The organism is Acidovorax sp. AC410, from assembly GCF_979253235.1.
Window position 1 is genome coordinate 1,318,602 of record NZ_CEEDCG010000001.1, and the last position, 21,489, is coordinate 1,340,090.

The following is a 21,489-nucleotide window of genomic DNA, read 5'->3' on the forward strand; positions in this document are numbered from 1 at the left end:
CGGTGAATGCCGGCTCAGCGCCCGGCAGGCGAACCGTCGAGGGTGGAATGCACCTGGACCAGCAAGGCCTCCAGGTCTTCAAGTTCGAAAGGCTTCATCAGCGTGCGCACATTGGGCCCCCAGGCCGAGGGGTGCGTGCCCAGGTCATAGCCGGTGCACAGCACCACCCAGCGACCGGGATCAACGGCCAGCACCTTGCGGGCCAGGTCCGTACCCGACAGGCCGGGCAGGCTCACGTCCGTGACCAGCAGATCGAAAGTGCCATCGCGCTCCAGTTCGAGTGCCTCCTCGGCGGTGGCACAGGACGTGATCGTGCGCCCCTCCCCCTCCATCAGCATGCCGATGGTTTCGCGCAGTTCGGGGTTGTCCTCCACATAAAGGATTCGCATAGGGATGGTCGTTTCTGAAAGGCGGAGCGGGGCGGAAAGAAGAGACGAAGAAACCAGCCCGGATCATTCAGGAAAGCAGGGGCATCGCCTGTAGGACGGGATGCCAATTGCGGCAAGCCGCCCCCAAAAAAGTGCTGCCCCACTAAGAGCGGATAACAAAACTCAGCGAAGCGGTTCTGGCTAGGCGCTGCGTCGTAGGCAGTACGAGTAGTACGACAAGACGCGGCAACGACGCCAGAAGAGTTTTGTTAGCCGCTCTAAAGAAACGGGGCCTTGCGGCCCCGTCCGGCTCACTCCTCGAGCAGCGAGCGCAGCATCCACGCGGTCTGCTCATGCACCGTCAGGCGCTGGGTCAGCAGATCGGCCGTGGGCTCGTCGCTGGCCTTGTCGGCCAGGGGGAACAGGCTGCGCGCCGTACGGGCCACGGCTTCATGGCCTTCGACCAGCACGCGCACCATGTCCAGCGCCTTGGGCGGCTTGCTCGGCGCATCGGCCACGGTGGCCAGCTTGCCGAAGTCGGCATACGAGCCTGGAGCGATGTGGCCCAGCGAGCGGATGCGCTCGGCAATCGGGTCCACCGCGTTCCACAGTTCGGTGTACTGCGCCATGAACATGGTGTGCAGGGTGTTGAACATCGGCCCCGTCACGTTCCAGTGGAAGTTGTGCGTGGTCAGGTACAGGGTGTAGGTGTCTGCCAGCAGGCGCGACAGGCCCTGGGCGATGGCAGCGCGGTCCTTCTCGCTGATGCCGATGTTGATGCTGGGGGCGGTGGATTTGGCGGCTTTGGCCATGGAGGCTCCTTCGTTGGATGGCAATCGATGGATGGGCCGCGCCACGGTGCCCCGGTGAGATCCCGTGGCCCCGGCGCGGCGGCTCGCGTTCACTGTAGCGCAAGCCCCGATCCCTTTACTGCATCTGGTCCAAGTTTCCGATGCGCACCAGCATCTCGGTGAACATCTGCATGTCGGCATCAAGGTCCACCACTTCCTTGAACTCCTTGGCGTTGTGCGCCGTGTACTTCTTGCCCGGCATGGCGGGACCGAAGTTGATGGCGTTGGGCATGAGCTTGGCCGTGGTGCTGCCGGCGGTAGGCACGGGCTTGGCTTCCAGGCCGGTGGTATCACCAAAGGTGTTGAGCAGCGTGGACAGCCAGGCGCCCTTGGGGTCGCGCGCCATCCAGTTGCCCTGCTGGTGATCGATGATCACGGGAACGGACGCCTGCGCCGCCCAGTCGTTGATCTTGACCTTGGTGGCATGCACCAGGGCTTCCGGCGTGCGGCCGCGCGGCATGCGCACGTTCACCAGCACATCGACCATGCCGTCCTTTTCGCGCACCAGGTTGGGCGACATGGTCAGCGGGCCCATGAAATCATCGCCGTAGTTCAGGCCGATGGTGCGACCCAGGTAGTCCGTGCCATAGAGCTCGGCGATGTAGCGCACGGCGTTGGCATAGCCGGTGGGCGCCACGGTCACGCCGGACTCACGCAGGAACAGCGCCAGGCGCGGCAGCGGGTTCACCCCCTCTTCGGGACGCGAGCCGTGGGCCGAGGCGCCGGTCACCTTGATCTGCACCGCGCCCGCATCCTGCGCCACATCGATCTTGAAGGCACCGCCCTGGGGCGTGTACTTCGCGATGAAGGCGGCCTTGGCGGCGTTCAGCTTTGCCGCCACGGCAGCCAGGTCACCGCCCTGCAGACGCATCGTCGCGGTCTGCGGCACGGCATTGGTGGAGGCGGCGCCGGCCATCGCGGTGATGGCTGTGTAGCCGGCCGGTGCGTCCTGCAGCGGGAACGAGGTGCGCAGGGCGCCAGAGCCCTTCTCGGCGACCACGGCGGGATACTTGCTGTCGAGCACGATGTTGTACTCGGGCAGTTCGGTCTTGGTACGGTAGTACTTCATGGCGTCGCCACCGGTCTCCTCGGTGGTCTCGATCATCAGGCGGATGGTGCGCGACAGCGGCAGGCCGCTTTCCTTCACAGCCTTCATCGCGTACAGCACGGTGGCGATGGAGCCCTTGTCGTCGATGGAGCCGCGGCCGTACAGGTTGCCACCCACGCGCGTGAGCTTGAAGGGGTCCAGGCGCGTGCCGTCGTCCAGCACCCATTCGTCGGCCACCACGGGCACCACGTCGGCGTGCGTGAGGATGCCGAATTCTTCCTTGCCCGTGCCCGGCAGCTTCACCTCGAAGATGCGGTTGTCCACGTTGCGGTACTCCAGGCCGAAATCCTTGGCCATGCCTTCGACCAGTGCGCCGAAGGCGATGATGGCCTTGTCCTCGTGCGGTGGCACCTTGTCGCTGCGGAAGGTGGGAATGGCGACCATGCGCGCCGTGGCATCGATCACCGCAGCCTGGTTGCGCAGCCGGTTGTACAGACCCAGCAGGCGGCTGATGTTGACCAGGTCGTCACCGGCCAACGGGGCCTTGGCCTTGTAGCCGGCCACGCTGGCCTGCAGCAGGGGGTTCTCACGCGCGGCCTGCGCCAGGAATTCGTCAAAGCTGCCCTGGGCGGCGGCCGGCAAGGCAGCCACCAGGCGGTCCATCTGGGCCTTCTTGATCGTAGTCGCCTGTGGCGCGTTGGTCGCCACGCTGGAGCAGGCCGCCAGGCCCACGGCAAGGCCAGCGGCCATCAAAATCTTCTTCATCTCTGTAGCTTTCCTTGGGAATTGGGGAGCGCGGGACCGGCGCGGGCTGCATGTGGCGCAGCTCCGTAGCACCGGGCCCCGTGGACGGGCACGCCGGCGGGCCTCGCGCGGCGAAAGTGTATCGCTGCCAGCCCCGGCAGCGCCAGAAATGCCCTGAAAGGCAGATTTCATTCCGACCTGCGTGCAAGGGAGGCGCAGAGCATGAAACTGGCGCGACCCAAGCCAGCGCCCCCGCGCAAGGGCCGCCCCGCCGCGAAGACGGCGTATCCAGCGCTTGCGCTGGGGGCTTCCCCCTCCCAGATTGCGAAGCACAATGAGAGAGGGGTGAAGGCGCGCAGCGCCTCAGGGGGTGCTCACCTCACGACAGGCGCGTGACGCCCGGCAGCTCGCAGGCGTAGATCGCGTTGCGCAGCGCCGCAATGGCCTCGTAGCGCGTGAAGCTGCGCCGCCAGGCCAGCACCACGCGGCGCATGGGCGGCGGGCTGCCATCGTCCTCGCGGATGGGGACGTAGCGGATGTAGCTCTCGTCGCTCTTGCGCCGGCGCGACACCGTGAGCAGCGCATCGCGCGGCACCGACAGGCGCGGCACCAGGGTGACGCCCATGCCGGCCGCCACCATGTGCTTGATGGTCTCGAGCGACGAGCCCTCGAAGGACTTGCGGATGCCCTCGGCATTGCTCGCGAAGCGCGCGAATTCGGGGCAGACCTCGAGCACATGGTCGCGAAAGCAGTGGCCCGCGCCCAGCAAGAGCATGGTTTCGCTCTTGAGTTCGGCCGCGGAGATGGACTTCTGCGCGCCCAGGGGGTGGTTGGCGGGCAGTGCCGCCATGAAGGGTTCGTCGTACAGCGGCGCCATGGCCAGACCGGTGTCGGGAAACGGTTCGGCCAGGATGGCGCAATCGATCTCGCCGGTGCGCAGCATCTCCAGCAGCTTGACGGTGAAGTTCTCCTGCAGCATCAGCGGCATCTGCGGGGTGCGCGCGATCGAATGGCGCACCAAGTCGGGCAGCAGGTAGGGGCCGATGGTGTAGATCACGCCCAGGGTCAGCGGCCCGGCCAGCGGGTCCTTGCCGCGCTTGGCGATCTCCTTGATGGCGGCGGCCTGCTCCAGCACGCTCTGCGCCTGGCGCACGATCTCCTCGCCCAGCGGGGTGACGGTGACCTCGCCTGCGCTGCGTTCGAAAAGCTTCACATCGAGCTCTTCTTCCAGCTTCTTGATGGCCACCGAAAGTGTGGGCTGCGACACATAGCAGGCATCGGCGGCGTGGCCGAAGTGCTTTTCGCGCGCCACGGCGACGATGTATTTGAGTTCGGTGAGGGTCATGGAGATTCCAGACGGATGGTACGCGCATTGTGCAGCGCCATGCGCCGGACCGCCCAGGGCGTGGTGACACAGCGGCGCATGACCACCCCGGCGATCAGCCTGCGCAGAACCTCCATGCCTGCCAGCGACGGCGCCCTCCATCGGGTGGCCAGCACCGATGGCGCGGTCAGGGTCGGCAGCGGCGCGGCGGCGGCAGGGGCTTGCGTCATGGCGGGGGTCAGGCTTTCAGATAGTCGGATTTTCCACCCAGCCAGCGCATCACGTGGCGCTCGGCCAGGTCGGCGTGGCGGTCCAGCATCACCGGCGCCAGCTCGCGCGCCCAATCGAGCAGGTGGGTGTCGGTGGCCAGGTCGGCAAAGCGCAGCAGCGCGTCGCCCGATTGCCGCGCCCCGAGAAACTCGCCCGGCCCGCGGATCTCCAGGTCGCGCCGGGCGATCTCGAAGCCATCGTTGGTCTCGGCCATGGCGCGCAGGCGCTCCTTGGCGGTCTCGCCCACCCGGCCGCTGTCATTGGTGGAATAGAGCAGTACACAGGCAGAGGCTGCGGCGCCCCGCCCCACGCGCCCGCGCAGCTGGTGCAGCTGCGACAGGCCGAAGCGCTCGGCATGCTCGATGACCATCAGCGAGGCATTGGGCACGTCTACCCCGACCTCGATCACCGTGGTGCTCACCAGCACGCCCATCTGACCGCTGGAAAAGAGCGCCATCACGGCCTTCTTTTCCGCCGTCGGCATGCGCGAATGGAGCAATCCCACCATGGCACCGGGCAGGGCCTCGCTCAGGTCGGCATGGGTGGCGGTGGCGTTGCTCAGGTCCAGCGCCTCGCTCTCCTCGATCAGCGGACACACCCAGTAGACCTGCCTCCCACTGGCCACCTGGGCACCGATGCGAGCGATCACTTCGTCTTTGCGGCTATCGGCGATGAGCTTGGTGACGATGGGGGTGCGCCCGGGGGGCAACTCATCGATGACCGAGACATCGAGGTCGGCGTAGTAGCTCATGGCCAGGGTGCGCGGAATGGGCGTGGCGCTCATCATCAGCATGTGCGGCTCCATCCCCTGGGCGGCGAGCTTTTGCCTGAGCGAAAGGCGCTGCGCCACACCGAAGCGATGCTGCTCGTCGATGATGGCCAGCGCCAGGTTCTTGAAGCGCACCTGGTCCTGGATCACGGCATGCGTGCCCACCACCAGCGCGGCCTCGCCGCTCTCCACCAGGGCCAGCATGGCCGTGCGGTCCTTTTTTTCTGCCCGCCCACCAGCCAGGCCACCCGGCGGCCGTGTGCCGCCAACAGCGGTTCCAGCCAGCCGATCATCTTGGCGAAGTGCTGCTCGGCCAGGATTTCGGTGGGCGCCATCAGGGCGCACTGCCAGCCGGCGTCCATGGCAATGGCGGCCGCCAGCGCGGCGACCACGGTCTTGCCCGAGCCCACGTCGCCCTGCAGCAGGCGGTGCATGGGCACCCGGTGCGCCAGGTCCTTGGCAATCTCCACCCCGACCCGCCGCTGCGCGGCGGTCAGCGAAAAGGGCAGCACGGCCATCAGTTGCTCGTGCAGGGGCAGTGCGCCATCCACCACCTTGCGCGGGCGCAGCACCGGTGCGCGCAACTGGTCGCGTTCGCGGCGCGACTGCTGCTGCGAGAGCTGCTGCGCCAGCAGTTCCTCGGCCTTCAGCCGCTGCCAGGCCGGATGGCTGTGGTCCTCCAGCGTGGACAGCGACACATCCGGCGTGGGATGGTGCAAAAAAGTGAGCGCCTCGCGCAGATTGAAGGCGCGGTAGCTGCCGTTGTCATGCCGGAAGACGGCATACGGCGGCTCGGTGCCGGCGGGCAGGGTTTCGGACAGGTCCACCCGGCTGAGCGCCCCCACCACCGCCCGGCGCAGGTAGGCCTGCGGCAGGCCGGCCGTGGTCGGGTAGACGGGGGTCAGCGCAGCCGGCAGCTCGCCGCCGGCCTGGCGAAAGGCCGGGTGCAGCATCTGCCGCCCCCAGAAGCCGCCCTTGACCTCGCCCCGGATGCGCAGGCGCGCGCCCACCGCCAGGGTTTTCTGGTGCGAGGGGTAGAAACTGAAGAAGCGCAGTTCGCAGGTGCCTGAAGCATCTTCCACCTGCACCAGCAACTGGCGGCGCGGGCGCAGTTGCACCTCGCAGGCCGTCACGGTGGCTTCGATCTGCACCATCTGGCCATCGCGAGCGCTGGACAGTGGCGTGATACGGGTCTCATCCTCGTAGCGCAGCGGCAGGTGCAGGGCCAGATCGATGTCGCGCTTCAGGCCAAGCTTGTGCAGTGCCTTTTGCGCAACACTGGCGGTGGAGGGCGCCCTAGGAGCGGCGGGCTTGTTGTTCAAGGGTTATCCGGCAATACGAGGGATTCATCGGCCAAAAAGGCTACCATGGTTACTGTTTATTACCTGATTTTCGGCAGGCCCTGGCGATCTGGACAGTTTCCATGCTCAAGCGCATCAGTATTCAACATCTCACGTTGGGCATGTACCTGCACGACTTCTGCGGCTCGTGGATGGACCATCCATTCTGGCGCGCCAAGTTCGTCCTGAAAGATCCCAAGGACCTGGCACGCATCAAGAGCACGTCCATCGAGGAGGTGTGGATCGACATCTCCAAGGGCCTGGACGTGGCCGCCGGCGTGCGTTCCGTCTCGCGCGAGGAGGCGGACATCCAGGTGGAAACGGATTTCAGCATGCTGGAGAATCTGCCGCCCCTGGTGGTCGATCCCCCACCGCCGCCGGCCCCCGCCCGGCGCCCGGCACGTGGCAAGGCCCCCGCCGGCATGCACAACGAGCTGCTGGCCGCCGCCACCATCTGCGGCGAAGCCAAGCAGGCCATGGTCTCCATGTTCAAGGAGGCGCGCATGGGCAAGGCCGTGAATCCAGACAATGCCCGGGGCCTGGTGGAGGAGATTTCCGACTCCGTCACGCGCAACCCGGGCGCCCTGATCAGCCTGGCCCGGCTCAAGACGGCCGACGACTACACCTACATGCACTCGGTGGCGGTGTGCGCCCTGATGGTGGCACTGGCCAAGCAGATCAACCTCAACGAAGAACACACCCGCAGCGCCGGCATGGCAGGGCTGCTGCATGACCTGGGCAAGGCCGCCATTCCGCTCGCCGTGCTCAACAAGCCGGGCAAGCTGACCGACAGCGAATTCGCCATCGTCCAAACCCACTCTCAGGAGGGCTACGACATGCTCAAGGAGGGTGGCAGCGTGGAGGACGCGGTGCTCGATGCCTGCCGCCACCACCACGAGAAGATGGACGGCTCAGGCTACCCCGACAAGCTCAAGGGCGACGAGATCAGCCTGATTGCGCGCATGACCGCCATCTGCGACGTCTACGACGCCATCACCTCCGACCGCCCCTACAAGTCCGGCTGGGACCCGGCCGAGTCGCTGCGCCGCATGGCCGAGTGGACCAAGGGCCATTTCGACCCCCGGCTGTTCCAGGCCTTCGTCAAGAGTATCGGCATCTACCCCGTGGGTTCGCTGGTGCGGCTGACGTCCGGGCGCATCGGCGTGGTGATGGAGCAGGGGCAGCAATCACTGACCTCGCCCAAGGTGAAGGTGTTCTTCTCGACCAAGTCGGACCTGCGCATTCCACCCGAGGTGGTGGACCTGGCCGCGCCCGGCAGTACCGAGAAGATCGTGGCGCGCGAAGATCCGGACAAGTGGAAATTCCCGGACCTCAACGAACTGTGGTCGGGCTTTTCCGGGCAGGCCTGGTAAAGGCAGCCCGGGCTGGCGTGGGAAAATAGCGCCCCTGTTTCTCTACCCCCTTGGTACGGGCCCGTCCGGCCCTCAAGCTCCATGACTGTTTCTGCCACGCCGGCCCCGCGCCACTTCACGCTCAGCGATTTTGACTTTTCGCTGCCGCCCGAACTCATTGCCCAACACCCCACTGCAGAGCGCAGCGCATCGCGCCTGCTCGACGGCAGGGCCAGCGCCCCAGTGGACCGCATCTTCCACGCCCTTCCCGGCCTGCTGCAGCCGGGCGACTTGCTGGTGTTCAACGACACGCGCGTGGTCAAGGCGCGCATCTTTGGCGAGAAGGCCAGCGGCGGCAAGCTCGAACTGCTGATCGAGCGGGTGCTGCTGGGCAACGAGGTCGTGGCCCACATGAAGGTCAGCAAGAAGCCCCTGCCCGGTGCCGTGGTGCACATGGCGGGCGGCCTGCGCGGTGGCGGTTTCAATGCCACGCTGCTGTCGCGCTGGCCCGCCGAGGACGATGGCCCGCTGTTCCGCTTCGCGCTCGAAGGACCGGCCGGCGAGACGCCCCACGAGCTGATGGAGCGCCATGGCCACCTGCCGCTGCCGCCCTACATCGAGCGCCAGCAGAATGCCGACCACGACCCCGATGCGGCCGAGGACGCGCAGCGCTACCAGACCGTGTTCGCACGCGCGCCCGGCGCCGTGGCGGCCCCGACGGCGGCCCTGCATTTCGACGAAGGCGTGCTGGCGGCGCTGGCCGCGCGCGGCGTGGAGCGCGCCAGCGTGACCCTGCACGTGGGTGCCGGCACCTTCCAGCCCGTGAAGACCGAGAACCTGGCCGAGCACCAGATGCACAGTGAGTGGTACGAGGTGCCGCTGGCCACGCTGGCGGCCCTGGAGCGCTGCCGCCAGCGCGGCGGCCGTGTGGTGGCGGTGGGCACGACCACGGTGCGCACCCTCGAATCCTGGGCGCGCAGCGGCCAGGCCTCGGGCGATACGAACATCTTCATCACCCCGGGCTTTGCGTTCCAGGTGGTGGACCTGCTGCTCACCAACTTCCACCTGCCCAAGAGCACGCTGATGATGCTGGTGAGTGCCTTTGCAGGCTATGAACACATCCGGGAACTGTACCGCCACGCCATCGCGCAGCAGTACCGCTTCTTCAGCTATGGCGATTCGATGCTGCTCGTGCGCCAGAGCCCCCAGGAAGCCACGCTCAGCAGTTCGTGACCGTGGCAATGCGGGGCGCTGCACCCACCTCCGACAGGCGATTGGCCGAGGGCAGGCGCACGCAGTAGACCCCGGCCTCGCTTTCCACGCGGGTGACACGGCCGGAATACGCGTTCTGCCACTCCTTTTCGGTGAGGGTGCCCAGTGCCCGCGGCGCCGGGCTGGCCGCGTTCGCGGCGAGTGCTGCGGCGGCGGGTGAACCATGGCGGCGCTGCCATTCGCGCTCCTGCCGCGCTGCACGGGCCACGCCTTCGGGACTCCACTGAATGGCAGGAACATCCCGGACGTCGGATGCGGCAGGCAGGGGCACCGCAATCGCCACCATGCCCTGGCCTGCTGCTTGCGCCGGCAGCACGGGGGCGGCAGGTGAGGGCCCCCTGCGGGCTTCGCGCGCGGGGCCTGGCAAGGGCGCAGCGCCCTTCGTGTGCCGGGCCTCACCCGGCTCCGGCTGGGCAGCCGGAGATGCCGCTGGCGCAGCCGTGATCCACAGAACCTCCATGGCCTCTCGCGGTGGCGGTACGGGTGTGCGCACGGCCGATGCCGGGAAGACCAGCCACCACAGCGCCACGCCGTGCAACAGCATCGATGCCGCCGCCGCACAACCCAGGCGCCATCGGCCCGGGCCGCGGCCGTCAGGCAGCTGCATCGCCCACGGAGCCATCTTCCACGCCATCCACGGGCGCGACCCATGCCAGCAGGTCGCCCGGCTGGCACTGCAGGTAGTCGCAGATGGCGGCCAGGGTCTCGAAGCGCACGCCCTTGACCTTGCCGCTCTTGAGCAGCGAAAGGTTGGCCTCGGTGATGCCCACATGGGCCGCCAGGTCGCGCGACTTCACCTTGCGGCGCACCAGCATTTCATCGAGCGTGACGACGATGGGCATGGCCACCTTTCCGGCATGCGCCCTGTTCGTTGAACCAACGGGGCAGCAGGCGGTCAGACAAACGCACTGGACTCCTCCTGCAGGCGCTGGCCTTCGGCCATCACGTGGGCCAGCAGCAGCATCATCAGGCCGACGATGAGCACGCTCATCTCGAACGAGCCCACCGACAGCGCCACCTGCCCGCCGCGCTGGCCCGAGGCCAGCCAAGACAGCAGCGCCGTCACCGCCACCCCGTGCACCAGCGAGGCCGCGAACATGGCGATGAAGCCCCAGCCCACGCCGCGAAAGCCGCGTACCACGGCCGGCCCGAACACCTCGCCGCGCAGGAAGGCGCTGCAGATGCGGTGCAGGCACCAGACGGTGAACAGCATGGCGGCGGTCGGCAGGCATTCGATGGCCAGGCCCACCAGGCGCCAGCCCGCGTCGATCTGCAAAGGGGCGGCAATGTTCGCCTGCAGCGCCAGGGAGGGCAACAGCAGCTGCGCCAGGCCACCCGGCTCGCCACGGCCCAGCAGCAGCCAGCGGGCCACGGAAAAGCACACGCCCGCCAGGGCGCACAGCAGGGTCAGCGCGTGCAGCCCGCGCGACAGGCGCCGGAAGGCCGGGCTCTGGATGGATGCCATGGTGTTTGCCTAGTTTTTTCTGTAAAACAATAATAATATTCTGCCATACAGAAAACAAAACAGGCAAGCACCTCACTTGGGGCGCACCGGCGCGCCAGGGCGACCCGGTCAGAACGCGACCGCGTGCCCGTCCTTGCGCGGGTCGGAGCCTGCGATGTAGCTGCCACCGTCACGCAGCACGAGCTGGGCGCCGCCGAAGGCGAAGACGCCATTGCCCTCCTCCACCGTCACCTCGTGGCCACGCGCGCGCAGTTCCGCGACCACCGCAGGGTCGAAGGTCGGCTCCACCGCCACGCCCTTGCCGCCCGTCACGCGCCAGCGCGGTGCGTCGGCTGCGGCCTGCGGGTTCTGGCCGTAGCGCAGCACGCGCAGGGCCATCTGCAGGTGGCCCTGGGACTGCATCGGGCCGCCCATCACGCCGAAGGCCATCTGCGGCGTGCCGTCGGCATGCATGGCGAAGGCCGGGATGATGGTGTGCGAGGGGCGCTTGCGCGGCGCCACCTCGTTGGCATGGCCGGGCGTGAGGGTGAAGCCGTGGCCCCGGTTCTGCAGGCTGATGCCCGTGCCCGGCACGACCACACCCGAGCCGAAGCCCATGTAGTTGGACTGGATGAACGAGACCATCATGCCCGAGGCATCGGCCGCCGCCAGGTACACCGTGCCGCCTGGGCGTGGCGTACCGTGGCCGGGGTCGCCGGCCTGTGCGGCATCGATCAGTTGCGCGCGTTGCTGCAGGTATCCAGCGTCGAGCAGGTCGCGCGGCGTCACGGCCTGCATGGCATCGATGTCGGCGTTGTACTGGTGCAGATCGGCCAGCGCGAGCTTCATGGCCTCGATGCTGGCGTGTACCGTGTCCACATGGTCCAGTGGCTGGCCGCCGATGCCGTGGGATTCGAGCATGCCCAGCGCCATCAGCGTGGCGATGCCCTGGCCATTGGGCGGAATTTCATGGACCACCGAGTCACCGAAGCGCTGGCTCACGGTGCCCACCCAATCGGCCTGGTGCGATGCGAGGTCGTCCTCGGTCATGGCACCGCCATGGGCGCGGGAATGCTCCACCATCTGGCGTGCCAGGGTGCCACGGTAGAAGGCCTCGCCCTCGGTCTGGGCAATCAGCTCCAAGGTGCGCGCATGGGCTTCGCTGCGGAAGATCTCGCCCGCGCGCGGTGCGCGGCCACCGGGCATGAAGCACTCGGCAAAGCCGGGCTGGGCGCCGAGCTTGGCTGCGCCCAGCGCCCACAGCCGGGCGATGGTGGGCGAGACGGGGAAGCCATTGCGCGCGTAGTCGATGGCGGGCTCGGCCAATTGGGCAAACGGCAGCTTGCCCAGGCGTTTGGACAGGGCTACCCAGGCCGATACGGCGCCAGGCACGGTGACGGCGTTCCAGCCCTGCTCGGGCAGGCCGCCGCGCTCGGCGAAGTACGCGGGCGTCCATGCGGCAGGGGAGCGGCCCGAGGCGTTCAGCCCATGCAGTTCCTTGCCGTCCCAGACGATGGCGAAGCCGTCGCTGCCGATGCCGCAGCCCGTGGGCTCGACCACGGTGAGCGCCATGGCGGCGGCAATGGCCGCGTCCACCGCATTGCCGCCGGCCAGCAGCATGCGCAGCCCGGCCTGCGCGGCCAGCGGCTGCGAGGTGGAGACCACGTTGCGGCCCATCACCGCGCTGCGGTGCGAGGCATAGGGCAGGGCCCAGTCCAGGGCGGGGGTGTCAGGCGTGCGTGCGTTCATGTCAGTCATTCCACGGAAATCTTGTGCTGGCGGATCACGGTGGCCCAGCGGGCGCTGTCGGCCTGCACCATGGCGGCGAACTTGGCGGGCGTGCTGGGGGCGGCGGGCTCCACGCCAAGCTTGGCCAGGCCCTCGGCCACTTCGGTCGACTGCATGGCCTTGGCGAAGGCCTTGTGGATGCGGTCTACCAGTGCCGGCGGTGCGCCGGCCGGCAGGTAAACGCCGAACCAGGTCACCGAGGAATAGCCGGGCAGGCCCGACTCGGCCATGGTGGGCAGCTCGGGCGCGAGCGCACTGCGCTTTTCGCTGGTCACGGCCAGGGCGCGCAGGCGGCCGCCCTTGACGTGCGGCATGCCGGTGGGCAGCGAGTCGAAGAGCACGTGCGTCTGCCCGGTCACGAGGTCGGGGATGGCCAGGGCCGTGCCCTTGTAGGGCACGTGCATCATTTCGATGCCGGCCTGGGCACTGAAGGCCGCGGCGTTCAGGTGCACGATGGTGCCATTGCCGCTGGTGGCGTAGTTGAGCTTGCCGGGGTGGGCCTTGCCGTAGGCAATGAGTTCGCCCACGGTCTTCACGGGCAGCGAGTTGGTCACCAGCAGCACGCTGGGCGCGTCGGCCAGGTGGGCGACGGGGGTGAAGTCCTTGCGCGGGTCGTAGGCCAGGCGCGGCATCAGGTGCGGCGAGATGGCGTGGGTGCTGCTGGTGGTGAGCAGCAGGGTGTAGCCGTCGGGCTGCGCCTTGGCGGCTTCGGCCGCGCCAATGGTGCCGCCCGCGCCGGGGCGGTTGTCGACCACCATCTGCTGGCCCAGGTCCTGTGCCACGCGCTGCGCGACCACACGGGCCACGAGGTCGGTGGCACCACTGGCCGGGAAGGGCACGATCACCCGCACCGGGCGGTCGGGCCAGTTGGACTGTTGCGCATGCGCGCCCGCATACACCGCCACAAGGCAGGCCAGGCCGAGCACGCTACGGCCCCAGGACAAAAGACGCATACGAAGCACTCCAGAAATGGACAGAACAGGAAAGGCCGGGCACGCCCTCCCCAGACTCCCCTGGAACGGCGTGCAACAGGCCTTCATCTTAGGAATGTGGCAGTCGCATGACCACCACCAAATCAGCAAACAGCTTTGCCATTACGGCAAAGTGCTTCGGTTTTTGAGATGATCTACGGCAAACCCAAGCACTGCCATCCCATGCGCGCCCAACTCCTGCAAGACACGGCCCTGCGCTACTTCCTCGAAGTGGCGCAAAGCGGCTCGCTCACCGAGGCCTCGGCCCGGCTGCATGTGGCCGCCTCGGCGCTGAGCCGGCAGATCGCCGGGCTCGAATCGCAGCTAGGAACACCGCTGTTCGAGCGCCACCCGCGCGGCATGGTGCTCACGGCGGCCGGCGAGATCCTGGCCACGCACGCGCGCCGCACGGTGCTCGACGCCGAGCGGGCGCTGGGTGAGATCGGGGCACTGCAGGGTCTGCGCGCCGGCCAGGTGCGGCTGGCCACATCCGACGCGTTTGCGAACGAACTGGTGCCGCGCCTGTGCGTGGAGTTCCAGCGCACGCACACCGGCATCCAGTTCGAGGTGCTGTCCCTGCCCACGGCGCAGGTGCCCGGTGCGGTGCGCAGCGGCGCGGCCGACATCGGCCTGTGCTTCAGCCGCGCGCCGCACAAGGACATCGACGTGGCCTACCGCCAGCGGGCACCGGTGCTGGCCCTGGTGCCTCCCGGCCACCCGCTGGCCGGGGCGAAAAGCGTGACACTGGCGCGCATGGGTCAGTACCCGCTGGCGCTGCCTCCGCCCGAGACCACGGTGCGGCAGATGATCGACATCGTCTGCAGCCGCCAGGGATTGCAGCTGGCGCCGGTGCTGGTGAGCAACCACGTCAAGACCATGCTCCACTTCGTGGCGAACGGGGGCGGGCTGTCGGTGTCCAGCGAGATCGCGGCGCGCCACATGGTGGCGGCGGGCGACATCGTCGCCCTGCCCATCGGCGACCAGGGCATGGACCTGCGCGACCTGGAGCTGCAGACCCTGTCGGGCCGCAGCCTGCCCGTGGCGGCCCAGGCCTTCCTGGACCTGCTCAGGGAGCGGCTGCCCGGGCCCTGGTGACTACGCCTGGTTTTCTTGGCGCAAACGGAACTCACGCGCCTTGCCGAAGTGGCCATTACCGATGAAGGGCACGGGGGGCCGCAGTGCCGACAGCGGCGAGGGGTGGTTGGAAGTGAGTACCAGGTGCCCACGGTCGGCCGGAATCCACACGCGCTTGGACTGGGCATGCGAGCCCCAGAGCATGAACACCACCGGGCGCCCGCCCTCGGCCACGTGGCGGATCACCGCGTCGGTCAACTCCTCCCAGCCCTTGCCGGAATGGCTCGCGGCCTGGCCTTCCTCGACCGTGAGGCCGGTGTTGAGCAGCAGCACGCCGTTCTTCGCCCATTTCACCAGGCTGCCGCCCGGCTCGGGCCAGGCGGGAAACGGCGTCTCCAGGTCACGCTGCATCTCCTTGAAGATGTTGCGCAGCGAGGGCGGCAATTGCACACCCGGCGCGACGGAGAACGCCAGCCCCTCGGCCTGGCCACGCCCGTGGTACGGGTCCTGGCCGAGGATGACCACGCGCACCTGCTCGGGCGGCGTCAGCTCCAGCGCGCGCAGCGGCTTGAGCGGGAAGATGGCGGCGCCAGCATCCAGGCGCTGTTGCAGGTAGGCCCGCAGCGCCTGCCCGCGGGCACCGGCAAAGAAGGCATCGACCAGCGGCTGCCAGCCGGGCGCCACGGGCCAGTCGGCGGGGTCGGCACTTTGCAGTTGGGTGGCGTCGGTCATGCGTGGCAGGCCTTGGATCAGGCGAACAGGTTCGCCAGCGCTTCGCCGGGTTCGGGTGCGCGCATGAAGGCTTCGCCCACCAGGAAGGCATTCACGCCGGCATCGCGCATGGTCTTCACATCGGCCTGCGTGAGGATGCCGGACTCGGTGACCAGCAGGCGGTCGGCCGGCACGTTCTTCTGCAGGTCGAGCGTGGTCTGCAGCGAGACCTCGAAGGTGCGCAGGTTGCGGTTGTTGATGCCCACGAGGCGGGTCTTGAGCTTGAGCGCACGCTCCAGCTCGGCGCCGTCATGCACCTCGACCAGCACGGCCATGTCCAGGCTGCGCGCAATCGCCTCGAAGTCGGCCATCTGCGCGTCGTCCAGGCTGGCGGCGATCAGCAAAATGGCGTCGGCGCCCATGGCCCGCGATTCGTAGATCTGGTAGGCGTCGACCATGAAGTCCTTGCGCAGCACCGGCAGCTGGCAGCTGGCACGCGCCTGCTTGAGGTAGTCCACGCTGCCCTGGAAGAACTGCTTGTCGGTCAGCACCGAAAGGCAGGCCGCGCTCACCGTGCCGTCGCCATCGGCATAGCTCTGGGCGATGTCGGCCGGGATGAAGTCGGCGCGCAGCACGCCCTTGCTGGGGCTGGCCTTCTTGACCTCGGCGATCACCGCCGCCTGGCCCTTGGCGATCTTGGCGCGCAGCGCGGCCTCGAAGTCGCGCGTGAGCACGCGGCTCTCGGCATCGGCACGCATCGCGGCCAGGGGCATGCGCTTGGTGGCGGCGGCCACTTCTTCGTGCTTGACGGCCACGATTTTGTTCAGGATGTCGGACATGGTGGTGGGCAATGCTAAAAGCGAAAGGGAAAAGCCGCCGGTCAGGCAGTCACGGCCAGCGCGTGCGTACGCGCCACCAGTTGCTCAAGCCGGGCCAGCGCGGCGCCCGAGGCGATTGCGGCGCGGGCCTTCTGCAGGCCGTCCGCGATGGAGCTGGCCACATTGGCGGCGTACAGCGCGGCGCCGGCGTTCAGGCAGACGATGTCCTGCGCAGCGCCGGAATCGCCCTTGAGCACGCCAATCAGCATGGCACGCGACTGCTCGGGCGTTTCCACCTTGAGCGCGCGGTTGCTGGCCATGGACAGGCCGAAGTCCTCGGGATGCACCTCGTACTCGGTGATCTGGCCGTTCTTCAACTCACCTACCAGGGTGGCAGCGCCCAGGCTGACCTCGTCCATGCCATCGCGGCCATAGACCACCAGCGCATGCTCGGCGCCCAGGCGCTGCAATGCGCGCACCTGGATACCGACCAGGTCGGGGTGGAACACGCCCATCAGGATGTTGGGCGCGCCAGCCGGGTTGGTCAGCGGGCCGAGGATGTTGAAGATGGTGCGCACGCCCAGCTCACGGCGCACGGGGGCCACGTTCTTCATCGCCGGGTGGTGGTTGGGCGCGAACATGAAGCCGATGCCCACCTCGGCGATGCACTGGGCGATCGCCTCGGGCGTGAGGTTGATGTGGATGCCCAGGGCTTCCATGACGTCGGCGCTGCCGCTTTTGCTCGACACGCCGCGCCCGCCGTGCTTGCTGACCTTGGCGCCGGCAGCCGCGGCCACGAACATCGAGCAGGTGGAGATGTTGAAGGTGTTGGCCCCGTCGCCGCCGGTGCCCACGATGTCCACCAGGTGCGTGCTGTCGGGCACGTGGACCTTGGTGGAGAACTCGCGCATCACCTGCGCGGCGGCCGTGATCTCGCCGATGGTTTCCTTCTTCACGCGCAGGCCGGTGATGATGGCCGCGGTCATGACGGGCGAGAGTTCGCCGCTCATGACCAGGCGCATCAGGTGCAGCATCTCGTCGTGGAAGATTTCGCGGTGCTCGATGGTGCGCTGCAGCGCTTCCTGGGGGGTGATGGACATGGTGTGGTCTCCGTCTCGTAATTTTTTAGGCAGCAGGCCGGTCCGAGAACGCCAGCTTGAGGCCGAAGCCGATGAACATCGCCCCGGCGACGCGGTCCAACCAATGCATGCCGCGCTGCACGGCGCCCACGCGGCGCGCCATCCAGCCGGCGGCCAGCGCCCAGCCCACGTTGACGGGAATGGCGTTGAGGTTGAACAGCACCCCGAGCAGCACGAAGGCCAGGGCCTTGCTGTCCGTGCCCGGCGCGATGAACTGCGGCACGAAGGCCAGGAAGAAGATGGCCACCTTGGGGTTGAGCACATTCGTCCAGAAGCCGCCCATGAACACGCCGCGCAGCGGCACGGCCGCAGCCGGCGCGGCCTGCGCCGCCGCAATGGCGGCACCGCTGCCACCATCGCCCGAGGCCTTGGCGAACAGCATGCGCACGCCCATCCACAGCAGGTAGGCGGCGCCCACCCACTTGAGCACGGTGAAGGCCGTGGCCGACGCGGCCAGCAGCGCGCCCACGCCCACGGCGGCGGCGAAGATGTGCACGAAGCAGCCGGCCGTGATCCCCAGGCCCGCCACGATGCCCGCGCGCGTGCCCGAACGCAGCGCGTTCGACACGATATAGAGCACGTCCGGCCCGGGCGTCAGGTTGAGCAGCCAGCCGGCGGCGATGAACATCAGCAACTGGTGCGTCTCGATGATCATGGACGGGGCTCCAGGAAGTTCTTGAGCATGGCGTGGCCGTGCTCGGTGAGGATGCTCTCGGGGTGGAACTGCACGCCCTCGATGTCCAGCGTCTTGTGGCGCACGCCCATGATCTCGCCATCGTCGGTCCAGGCGGTCACGGCCAGCACCTCGGGGCAACTGGCGCGCTCGATGGACAGCGAGTGGTAGCGGTTCACGGTGAACTTCTCGGGCAGGCCCGCGAACACGCCCTGCTGCGTGGTGGTGATGACGCTGGTCTTGCCGTGCATCAGCTGCTGTGCGCGCACGATGGTGCCGCCGAAGGCCGCGCCGATGGCCTGGTGGCCCAGGCACACGCCCAGAATGGGCAACTTGCCGGCGAAGTGCTGGATCGCAGCCACCGAGATGCCGGCCTCGGCCGGCGAACACGGGCCGGGCGAGATCACCAGCCGGTCGAGTCGGCCGGCTGCCAGGCGGGCGGCGATCTCTTCCACCGTGATCTCGTCGTTGCGGTGCACCTCGACCTCGGCACCGAGCTCGCCGAAATACTGCACGATGTTGTAGGTGAAGCTGTCGTAGTTGTCGACCATCAAGAGTTTCATGCTGCGCTCCCTGCGGTCTGGCCCGCATCACTGGCGTGCCCGGCGCGCAGGCGCGCGAACTCGCGGTGTTCATAGGCAATGGAGGCTTCCATGATCCCCCGGTAGATGGTTTCCATCACGTCGGGCTGGCCGCCCTGGGCCTGCGCACGCTCACGCACCCGGTCCACGATGGCCGCTATGCGGGCCTCGTCGCGCACCTGGTTGTCGGACTGCTTGATGCGCGCGGCCTGGGTCATGTAGCCCGTGCGCTGCACCAGCAGCGGCACGAGGATGTCGTCGAGCGCGTCGATCTGGCGGCGCACGTCGGCCATGGTGGTGCAGTGCTGCACCTGCTCGATGGCGCGGCTCATTCAAGCCCCTCCTCGACGAGTTCCGCGGCGCGCAGCAGCGCGCGGGCCTTGTGCTCGGTTTCCTTCCATTCGAGCTCGGGCACCGAATCGGCCACCACGCCGGCCGCCGCCTGCACGTAGAGCGTGCCGTTCTTGACGATGCCGGTGCGGATGGCGATGGCCACGTCCATGTCGCCGGCATAGCTCAGGTAGCCGCAGGCGCCGCCGTACAGGCCGCGCTTGGTGGGTTCGAGCTGGTCGATGAGCTCCATGGCGTGTACCTTGGGGGCACCGGTGAGCGTGCCGGCCGGGAAGGTGGCCTTGAGCACGTCGATGGCGGTCATGCCCTCGTTGAGGATGCCCTCGACGTTGCTCACGATGTGCATCACGTGGCTGTAGCGCTCCACCGCGAAGGCCTCGGTCACCTTCACGGTGCCGGTCTTGGCGATGCGGCCGATGTCGTTGCGCGCCAGGTCGATCAGCATCACGTGCTCGGCGCGCTCCTTGGGGTCGTTGATGAGTTCGACCTCGGCGGCCTTGTCCTTCTCGGGCGTGGCTCCGCGCGGGCGCGTGCCGGCCAGCGGGCGGATGGTGATCTTCTGCCCGTCCGGCGTGCTCTCCTGGCGCACCAGGATCTCGGGGCTGGCGCCCACCACGTGGAAGTCGCCGAAGTCATAGAAATACATGTACGGCGAGGGGTTCAGCGAGCGCAGCGCACGGTACAGCGACAGCGGGCTTTCGGTGTAGCGCTTGTGGATGCGCTGGCCCACCTGCACCTGCATGAAGTCGCCGGCAGCGATCAGCTCCTTGGCGCGGTCCACCGCGGCCAGGTAGTCGGCCTTGGAAAAGTCGCGCTGGGCGGGGTGGCTCTCGGTGGGCTTGACCACCGGTGCGCTGACCGAATACTTGAGCTGCTCTTTCAGTTCGCGCAGGCGCTTCTTGGCCTTGGCATAGGCTTCGGGCGTGGCCGGGTCGGCGTAGACGATGAGGTAGAGCTTGCCCGAGAGGTTGTCGATGACCGCCAGTTCCTCGCACTGCAGCAGCAGGATGTCGGGGCAGCCCAGGGTATCGGGCGGGCAGGTGTTCTCGAGCTTCTTCTCGATGTAGCGCACCGCGTCGTAGCCGAAATAGCCGGCCAGGCCACCGCAAAAGCGCGGCAGGCCGGGGCGCAGCGCGACCTTGAAGCGCTTCTGGTAGGCGGCGACGAAGTCGAGCGGGTTGCCCTCGGCGGTCTCGACCACCTGGCCGTCGGTGACGACCTCGGTGCGCGCGGCGGCGCCAAAGCCGCTGGCGCGCAGCAGGGTGCGCGCCGGCAAGCCGATGAAGCTGTAGCGCCCGAAGCGCTCGCCGCCCACCACGGATTCGAGCAGAAAGCTGTGCTTGCCGCCCTCCTTGGCGCGCGCCAGCTTCAGGTAGAGCGAGAGCGGGGTTTCCAGGTCCGCAAAGGCCTCGGCCATGAGCGGAATGCGGTTGTAGCCTTCGCCGGCCAGGCTTTTGAATTCAAGTTCAGTGATCACGGGGAGAGCTCCCAGCTGTCACAGCGCGTGTCCCCGCCAATGGGCATTGGGGGCGCTGCGGTTCATTCAATCGGCCCTGACAAGGGCCACGGGTGCACGCTGGGGCGGATCGCCCAGGTGCCATCAGGCGTTCAGGCAGACAGGCTGACGCCAGGGCCAGGCTCCCCGGTCGCTGCAACCTGTGATGAACACGTGGTGAATGAACATGGGCCAAAGTGTAGCAAAGGTCTTGGAGCTTTCGGCTTTTTGCCATGCAATCACCATGAAGAACCACTCGAAAACCCTGTTGCGCCCGCTCCCCGGTCTTGCAACAATTAGAAACGAACGGTCGTTCTATTTTGAGGAGACAAGCATGAACAACATGGTGCGATGCGCTGCACTCGCCGCCGCATGCCTTCTGGCCGGAGCCGCCATGGCCCAGCCCATCACGGTGTCCAACGTGAAGTATGACGAGACCGCCCAGGTGGCCGACAGCACCCTTCAGCTCAACGGCGCGGGCGTGCGCTACAAGGCGGTGTTCAAGGTCTACACCGCCGGGCTGTACCTCGAAAAGAAAGCCGGCACGCCGCAGGAGGTGGCAAGCCAGAAGGGCCCCAAGCGCATGAGCATCACCATGCTGCGCGAGATCGATTCCACCGAGCTGGGCAAGCTGTTCTCGCGCGGCATGGAAGACAACATGGACCGCGCGGCCTTCTCCAAGCTGATCCCCGGCGTGCTGCGCATGAGCCAGATCTTCTCGGACCACAAGAAGCTCATGGCGGGGGACCAGTTCCAGGTGGACTGGATTCCCGGCACGGGCACTGTGATCACCGTCAAGGGCAAGCCCCAGGGCGAGCCCTTCAAGGAGCCCGAGTTCTTCAACGCCCTGCTGGGCATCTGGCTGGGCAATGCGCCGGCTGACTGGAAGCTCAAGGACGCGCTCCTGGGCAAGCAGCCTGCGTAGGCAGTGCCCGCCACCGCACCCACACACCCTCCCTCCCGGGAAAGCACCTACCCGTTTCTGTCTCACGGCAGACACCGCGCCGGCAAACCGCCAGCGTAATCTTCAAAACCCGGCCGCGTGTGCGCGCGCCATCCGCAGCACGCTGCGGCCGGGCCTTCTCCGCGCCACCCGCGCCCAGGAG

The 21,489-nt window shown here is 67.7% G+C and carries 21 protein-coding genes and 1 pseudogene; 4 read left to right on the forward strand and 18 right to left on the reverse strand.

The annotated features are described in order from the left end of the window. Window positions 1–14: 14 nt before the first annotated feature. The 6 genes and pseudogenes from AC0IZS_RS06145 to recG form a co-directional block, all read right to left on the reverse strand. Window positions 15–389, reverse strand: coding sequence for a response regulator (locus AC0IZS_RS06145; RefSeq protein ID WP_471634820.1), 375 nt, complete (start codon window positions 387–389; stop codon window positions 15–17). Window positions 390–679: 290 nt separating this feature from the next. After that, window positions 680–1,180, reverse strand: coding sequence for a Dps family protein (locus AC0IZS_RS06150; RefSeq protein ID WP_007861672.1), 501 nt, complete (start codon window positions 1,178–1,180; stop codon window positions 680–682). Between the two features lie 115 nt (window positions 1,181–1,295). After that, window positions 1,296–3,032, reverse strand: a complete 1,737-nt coding sequence (locus AC0IZS_RS06155; RefSeq protein WP_471634821.1) for a dipeptidase — start codon at window positions 3,030–3,032, stop codon at window positions 1,296–1,298. A 358-nt stretch (window positions 3,033–3,390) separates the two neighbouring features. After that, complete coding sequence (locus AC0IZS_RS06160) at window positions 3,391–4,356, reverse strand: LysR substrate-binding domain-containing protein (RefSeq protein ID WP_007861670.1); 966 nt, start codon at window positions 4,354–4,356, stop codon at window positions 3,391–3,393. Further along, window positions 4,353–4,565 (reverse strand): hypothetical protein, encoded by a 213-nt coding sequence (locus AC0IZS_RS06165; RefSeq protein ID WP_471634822.1) that lies wholly within the window; start codon window positions 4,563–4,565, stop codon window positions 4,353–4,355. Before AC0IZS_RS06165 ends, AC0IZS_RS06160 begins: the two co-directional genes overlap by 4 nt. Window positions 4,566–4,573: 8 nt before the next feature. Continuing rightward, a pseudogene (gene recG, locus AC0IZS_RS06170) lies at window positions 4,574–6,696 on the reverse strand (ATP-dependent DNA helicase RecG). A gap of 101 nt (window positions 6,697–6,797) precedes the next feature. Between recG and AC0IZS_RS06175 the strand changes: the two are divergent. Further along, on the forward strand, window positions 6,798–8,087 hold the full coding sequence (locus AC0IZS_RS06175) for an HD-GYP domain-containing protein (protein ID WP_471634823.1): 1,290 nt from the start codon (window positions 6,798–6,800) through the stop codon (window positions 8,085–8,087). Between the two features lie 81 nt (window positions 8,088–8,168). Continuing rightward, a complete protein-coding gene (queA, locus tag AC0IZS_RS06180) occupies window positions 8,169–9,299 on the forward strand; it encodes a tRNA preQ1(34) S-adenosylmethionine ribosyltransferase-isomerase QueA (RefSeq protein ID WP_471634824.1) in 1,131 nt (376 codons plus the stop codon). Here queA and AC0IZS_RS06185 read toward each other — a convergent pair. The 5 genes from AC0IZS_RS06185 to AC0IZS_RS06205 form a co-directional block, all read right to left on the reverse strand. Further along, the gene (locus tag AC0IZS_RS06185) at window positions 9,286–9,945 is read right to left on the reverse strand and encodes a hypothetical protein (RefSeq protein WP_471634825.1); all 660 of its coding nucleotides are present in this window, start codon (window positions 9,943–9,945) and stop codon (window positions 9,286–9,288) included. The two genes, queA and AC0IZS_RS06185, sit on opposite strands and share 14 nt — an antisense overlap. Continuing rightward, the gene (locus AC0IZS_RS06190) at window positions 9,932–10,180 is read right to left on the reverse strand and encodes a helix-turn-helix domain-containing protein (protein WP_471634826.1); all 249 of its coding nucleotides are present in this window, start codon (window positions 10,178–10,180) and stop codon (window positions 9,932–9,934) included. The genes AC0IZS_RS06185 and AC0IZS_RS06190 overlap by 14 nt, the downstream gene beginning before the upstream one ends. 53 nt (window positions 10,181–10,233) lie before the next feature. Then, the gene (locus AC0IZS_RS06195) at window positions 10,234–10,803 is read right to left on the reverse strand and encodes a DUF2975 domain-containing protein (protein ID WP_471634827.1); all 570 of its coding nucleotides are present in this window, start codon (window positions 10,801–10,803) and stop codon (window positions 10,234–10,236) included. Window positions 10,804–10,911: 108 nt separating this feature from the next. Then, the gene (locus tag AC0IZS_RS06200) at window positions 10,912–12,531 is read right to left on the reverse strand and encodes a gamma-glutamyltransferase family protein (RefSeq protein ID WP_471634828.1); all 1,620 of its coding nucleotides are present in this window, start codon (window positions 12,529–12,531) and stop codon (window positions 10,912–10,914) included. Between the two features lie 5 nt (window positions 12,532–12,536). Further along, complete coding sequence (locus AC0IZS_RS06205; RefSeq protein ID WP_471634829.1) at window positions 12,537–13,523, reverse strand: Bug family tripartite tricarboxylate transporter substrate binding protein; 987 nt, start codon at window positions 13,521–13,523, stop codon at window positions 12,537–12,539. A gap of 201 nt (window positions 13,524–13,724) precedes the next feature. Here AC0IZS_RS06205 and AC0IZS_RS06210 point away from each other — a divergent pair, with 201 nt between their 5' ends. Further along, window positions 13,725–14,636: a LysR family transcriptional regulator gene (locus tag AC0IZS_RS06210; RefSeq protein ID WP_471634830.1), complete on the forward strand. Its 912-nt coding sequence runs from the start codon at window positions 13,725–13,727 to the stop codon at window positions 14,634–14,636. Here the strand turns inward: AC0IZS_RS06210 and AC0IZS_RS06215 are convergent, their stop codons facing one another. Genes AC0IZS_RS06215 through trpE form a run of 7 tightly spaced genes read right to left on the reverse strand, consistent with a single transcriptional unit; the run spans window position 14,637 to window position 20,365 of the window. Continuing rightward, a complete protein-coding gene (locus AC0IZS_RS06215; protein WP_471634831.1) occupies window positions 14,637–15,347 on the reverse strand; it encodes a uracil-DNA glycosylase in 711 nt (236 codons plus the stop codon). A gap of 17 nt (window positions 15,348–15,364) precedes the next feature. After that, on the reverse strand, window positions 15,365–16,165 hold the full coding sequence (trpC, locus tag AC0IZS_RS06220; RefSeq protein WP_471634832.1) for an indole-3-glycerol phosphate synthase TrpC: 801 nt from the start codon (window positions 16,163–16,165) through the stop codon (window positions 15,365–15,367). A gap of 41 nt (window positions 16,166–16,206) precedes the next feature. Further along, a complete protein-coding gene (trpD, locus tag AC0IZS_RS06225; protein ID WP_471634833.1) occupies window positions 16,207–17,244 on the reverse strand; it encodes an anthranilate phosphoribosyltransferase in 1,038 nt (345 codons plus the stop codon). Between the two features lie 25 nt (window positions 17,245–17,269). Next, complete coding sequence (locus AC0IZS_RS06230) at window positions 17,270–17,938, reverse strand: LysE family translocator (protein WP_471634834.1); 669 nt, start codon at window positions 17,936–17,938, stop codon at window positions 17,270–17,272. Next, window positions 17,935–18,519: an aminodeoxychorismate/anthranilate synthase component II gene (locus AC0IZS_RS06235; RefSeq protein WP_471634835.1), complete on the reverse strand. Its 585-nt coding sequence runs from the start codon at window positions 18,517–18,519 to the stop codon at window positions 17,935–17,937. The genes AC0IZS_RS06230 and AC0IZS_RS06235 overlap by 4 nt, the downstream gene beginning before the upstream one ends. Further along, window positions 18,516–18,869: a chorismate mutase gene (locus tag AC0IZS_RS06240; protein WP_471634836.1), complete on the reverse strand. Its 354-nt coding sequence runs from the start codon at window positions 18,867–18,869 to the stop codon at window positions 18,516–18,518. The genes AC0IZS_RS06235 and AC0IZS_RS06240 overlap by 4 nt, the downstream gene beginning before the upstream one ends. Further along, window positions 18,866–20,365 carry an anthranilate synthase component I gene (gene trpE, locus AC0IZS_RS06245; RefSeq protein WP_471634837.1) on the reverse strand — a complete coding sequence of 500 codons (1,500 nt, stop codon included), beginning with the start codon at window positions 20,363–20,365 and terminating at the stop codon, window positions 18,866–18,868. The genes AC0IZS_RS06240 and trpE overlap by 4 nt, the downstream gene beginning before the upstream one ends. Before the next feature lie 352 nt (window positions 20,366–20,717). Between trpE and AC0IZS_RS06250 the strand changes: the two genes are divergently transcribed. Beyond that, on the forward strand, window positions 20,718–21,308 hold the full coding sequence (locus AC0IZS_RS06250; RefSeq protein ID WP_471634838.1) for a chalcone isomerase family protein: 591 nt from the start codon (window positions 20,718–20,720) through the stop codon (window positions 21,306–21,308). The last annotated feature ends 181 nt before the right edge of the window (window positions 21,309–21,489 follow it).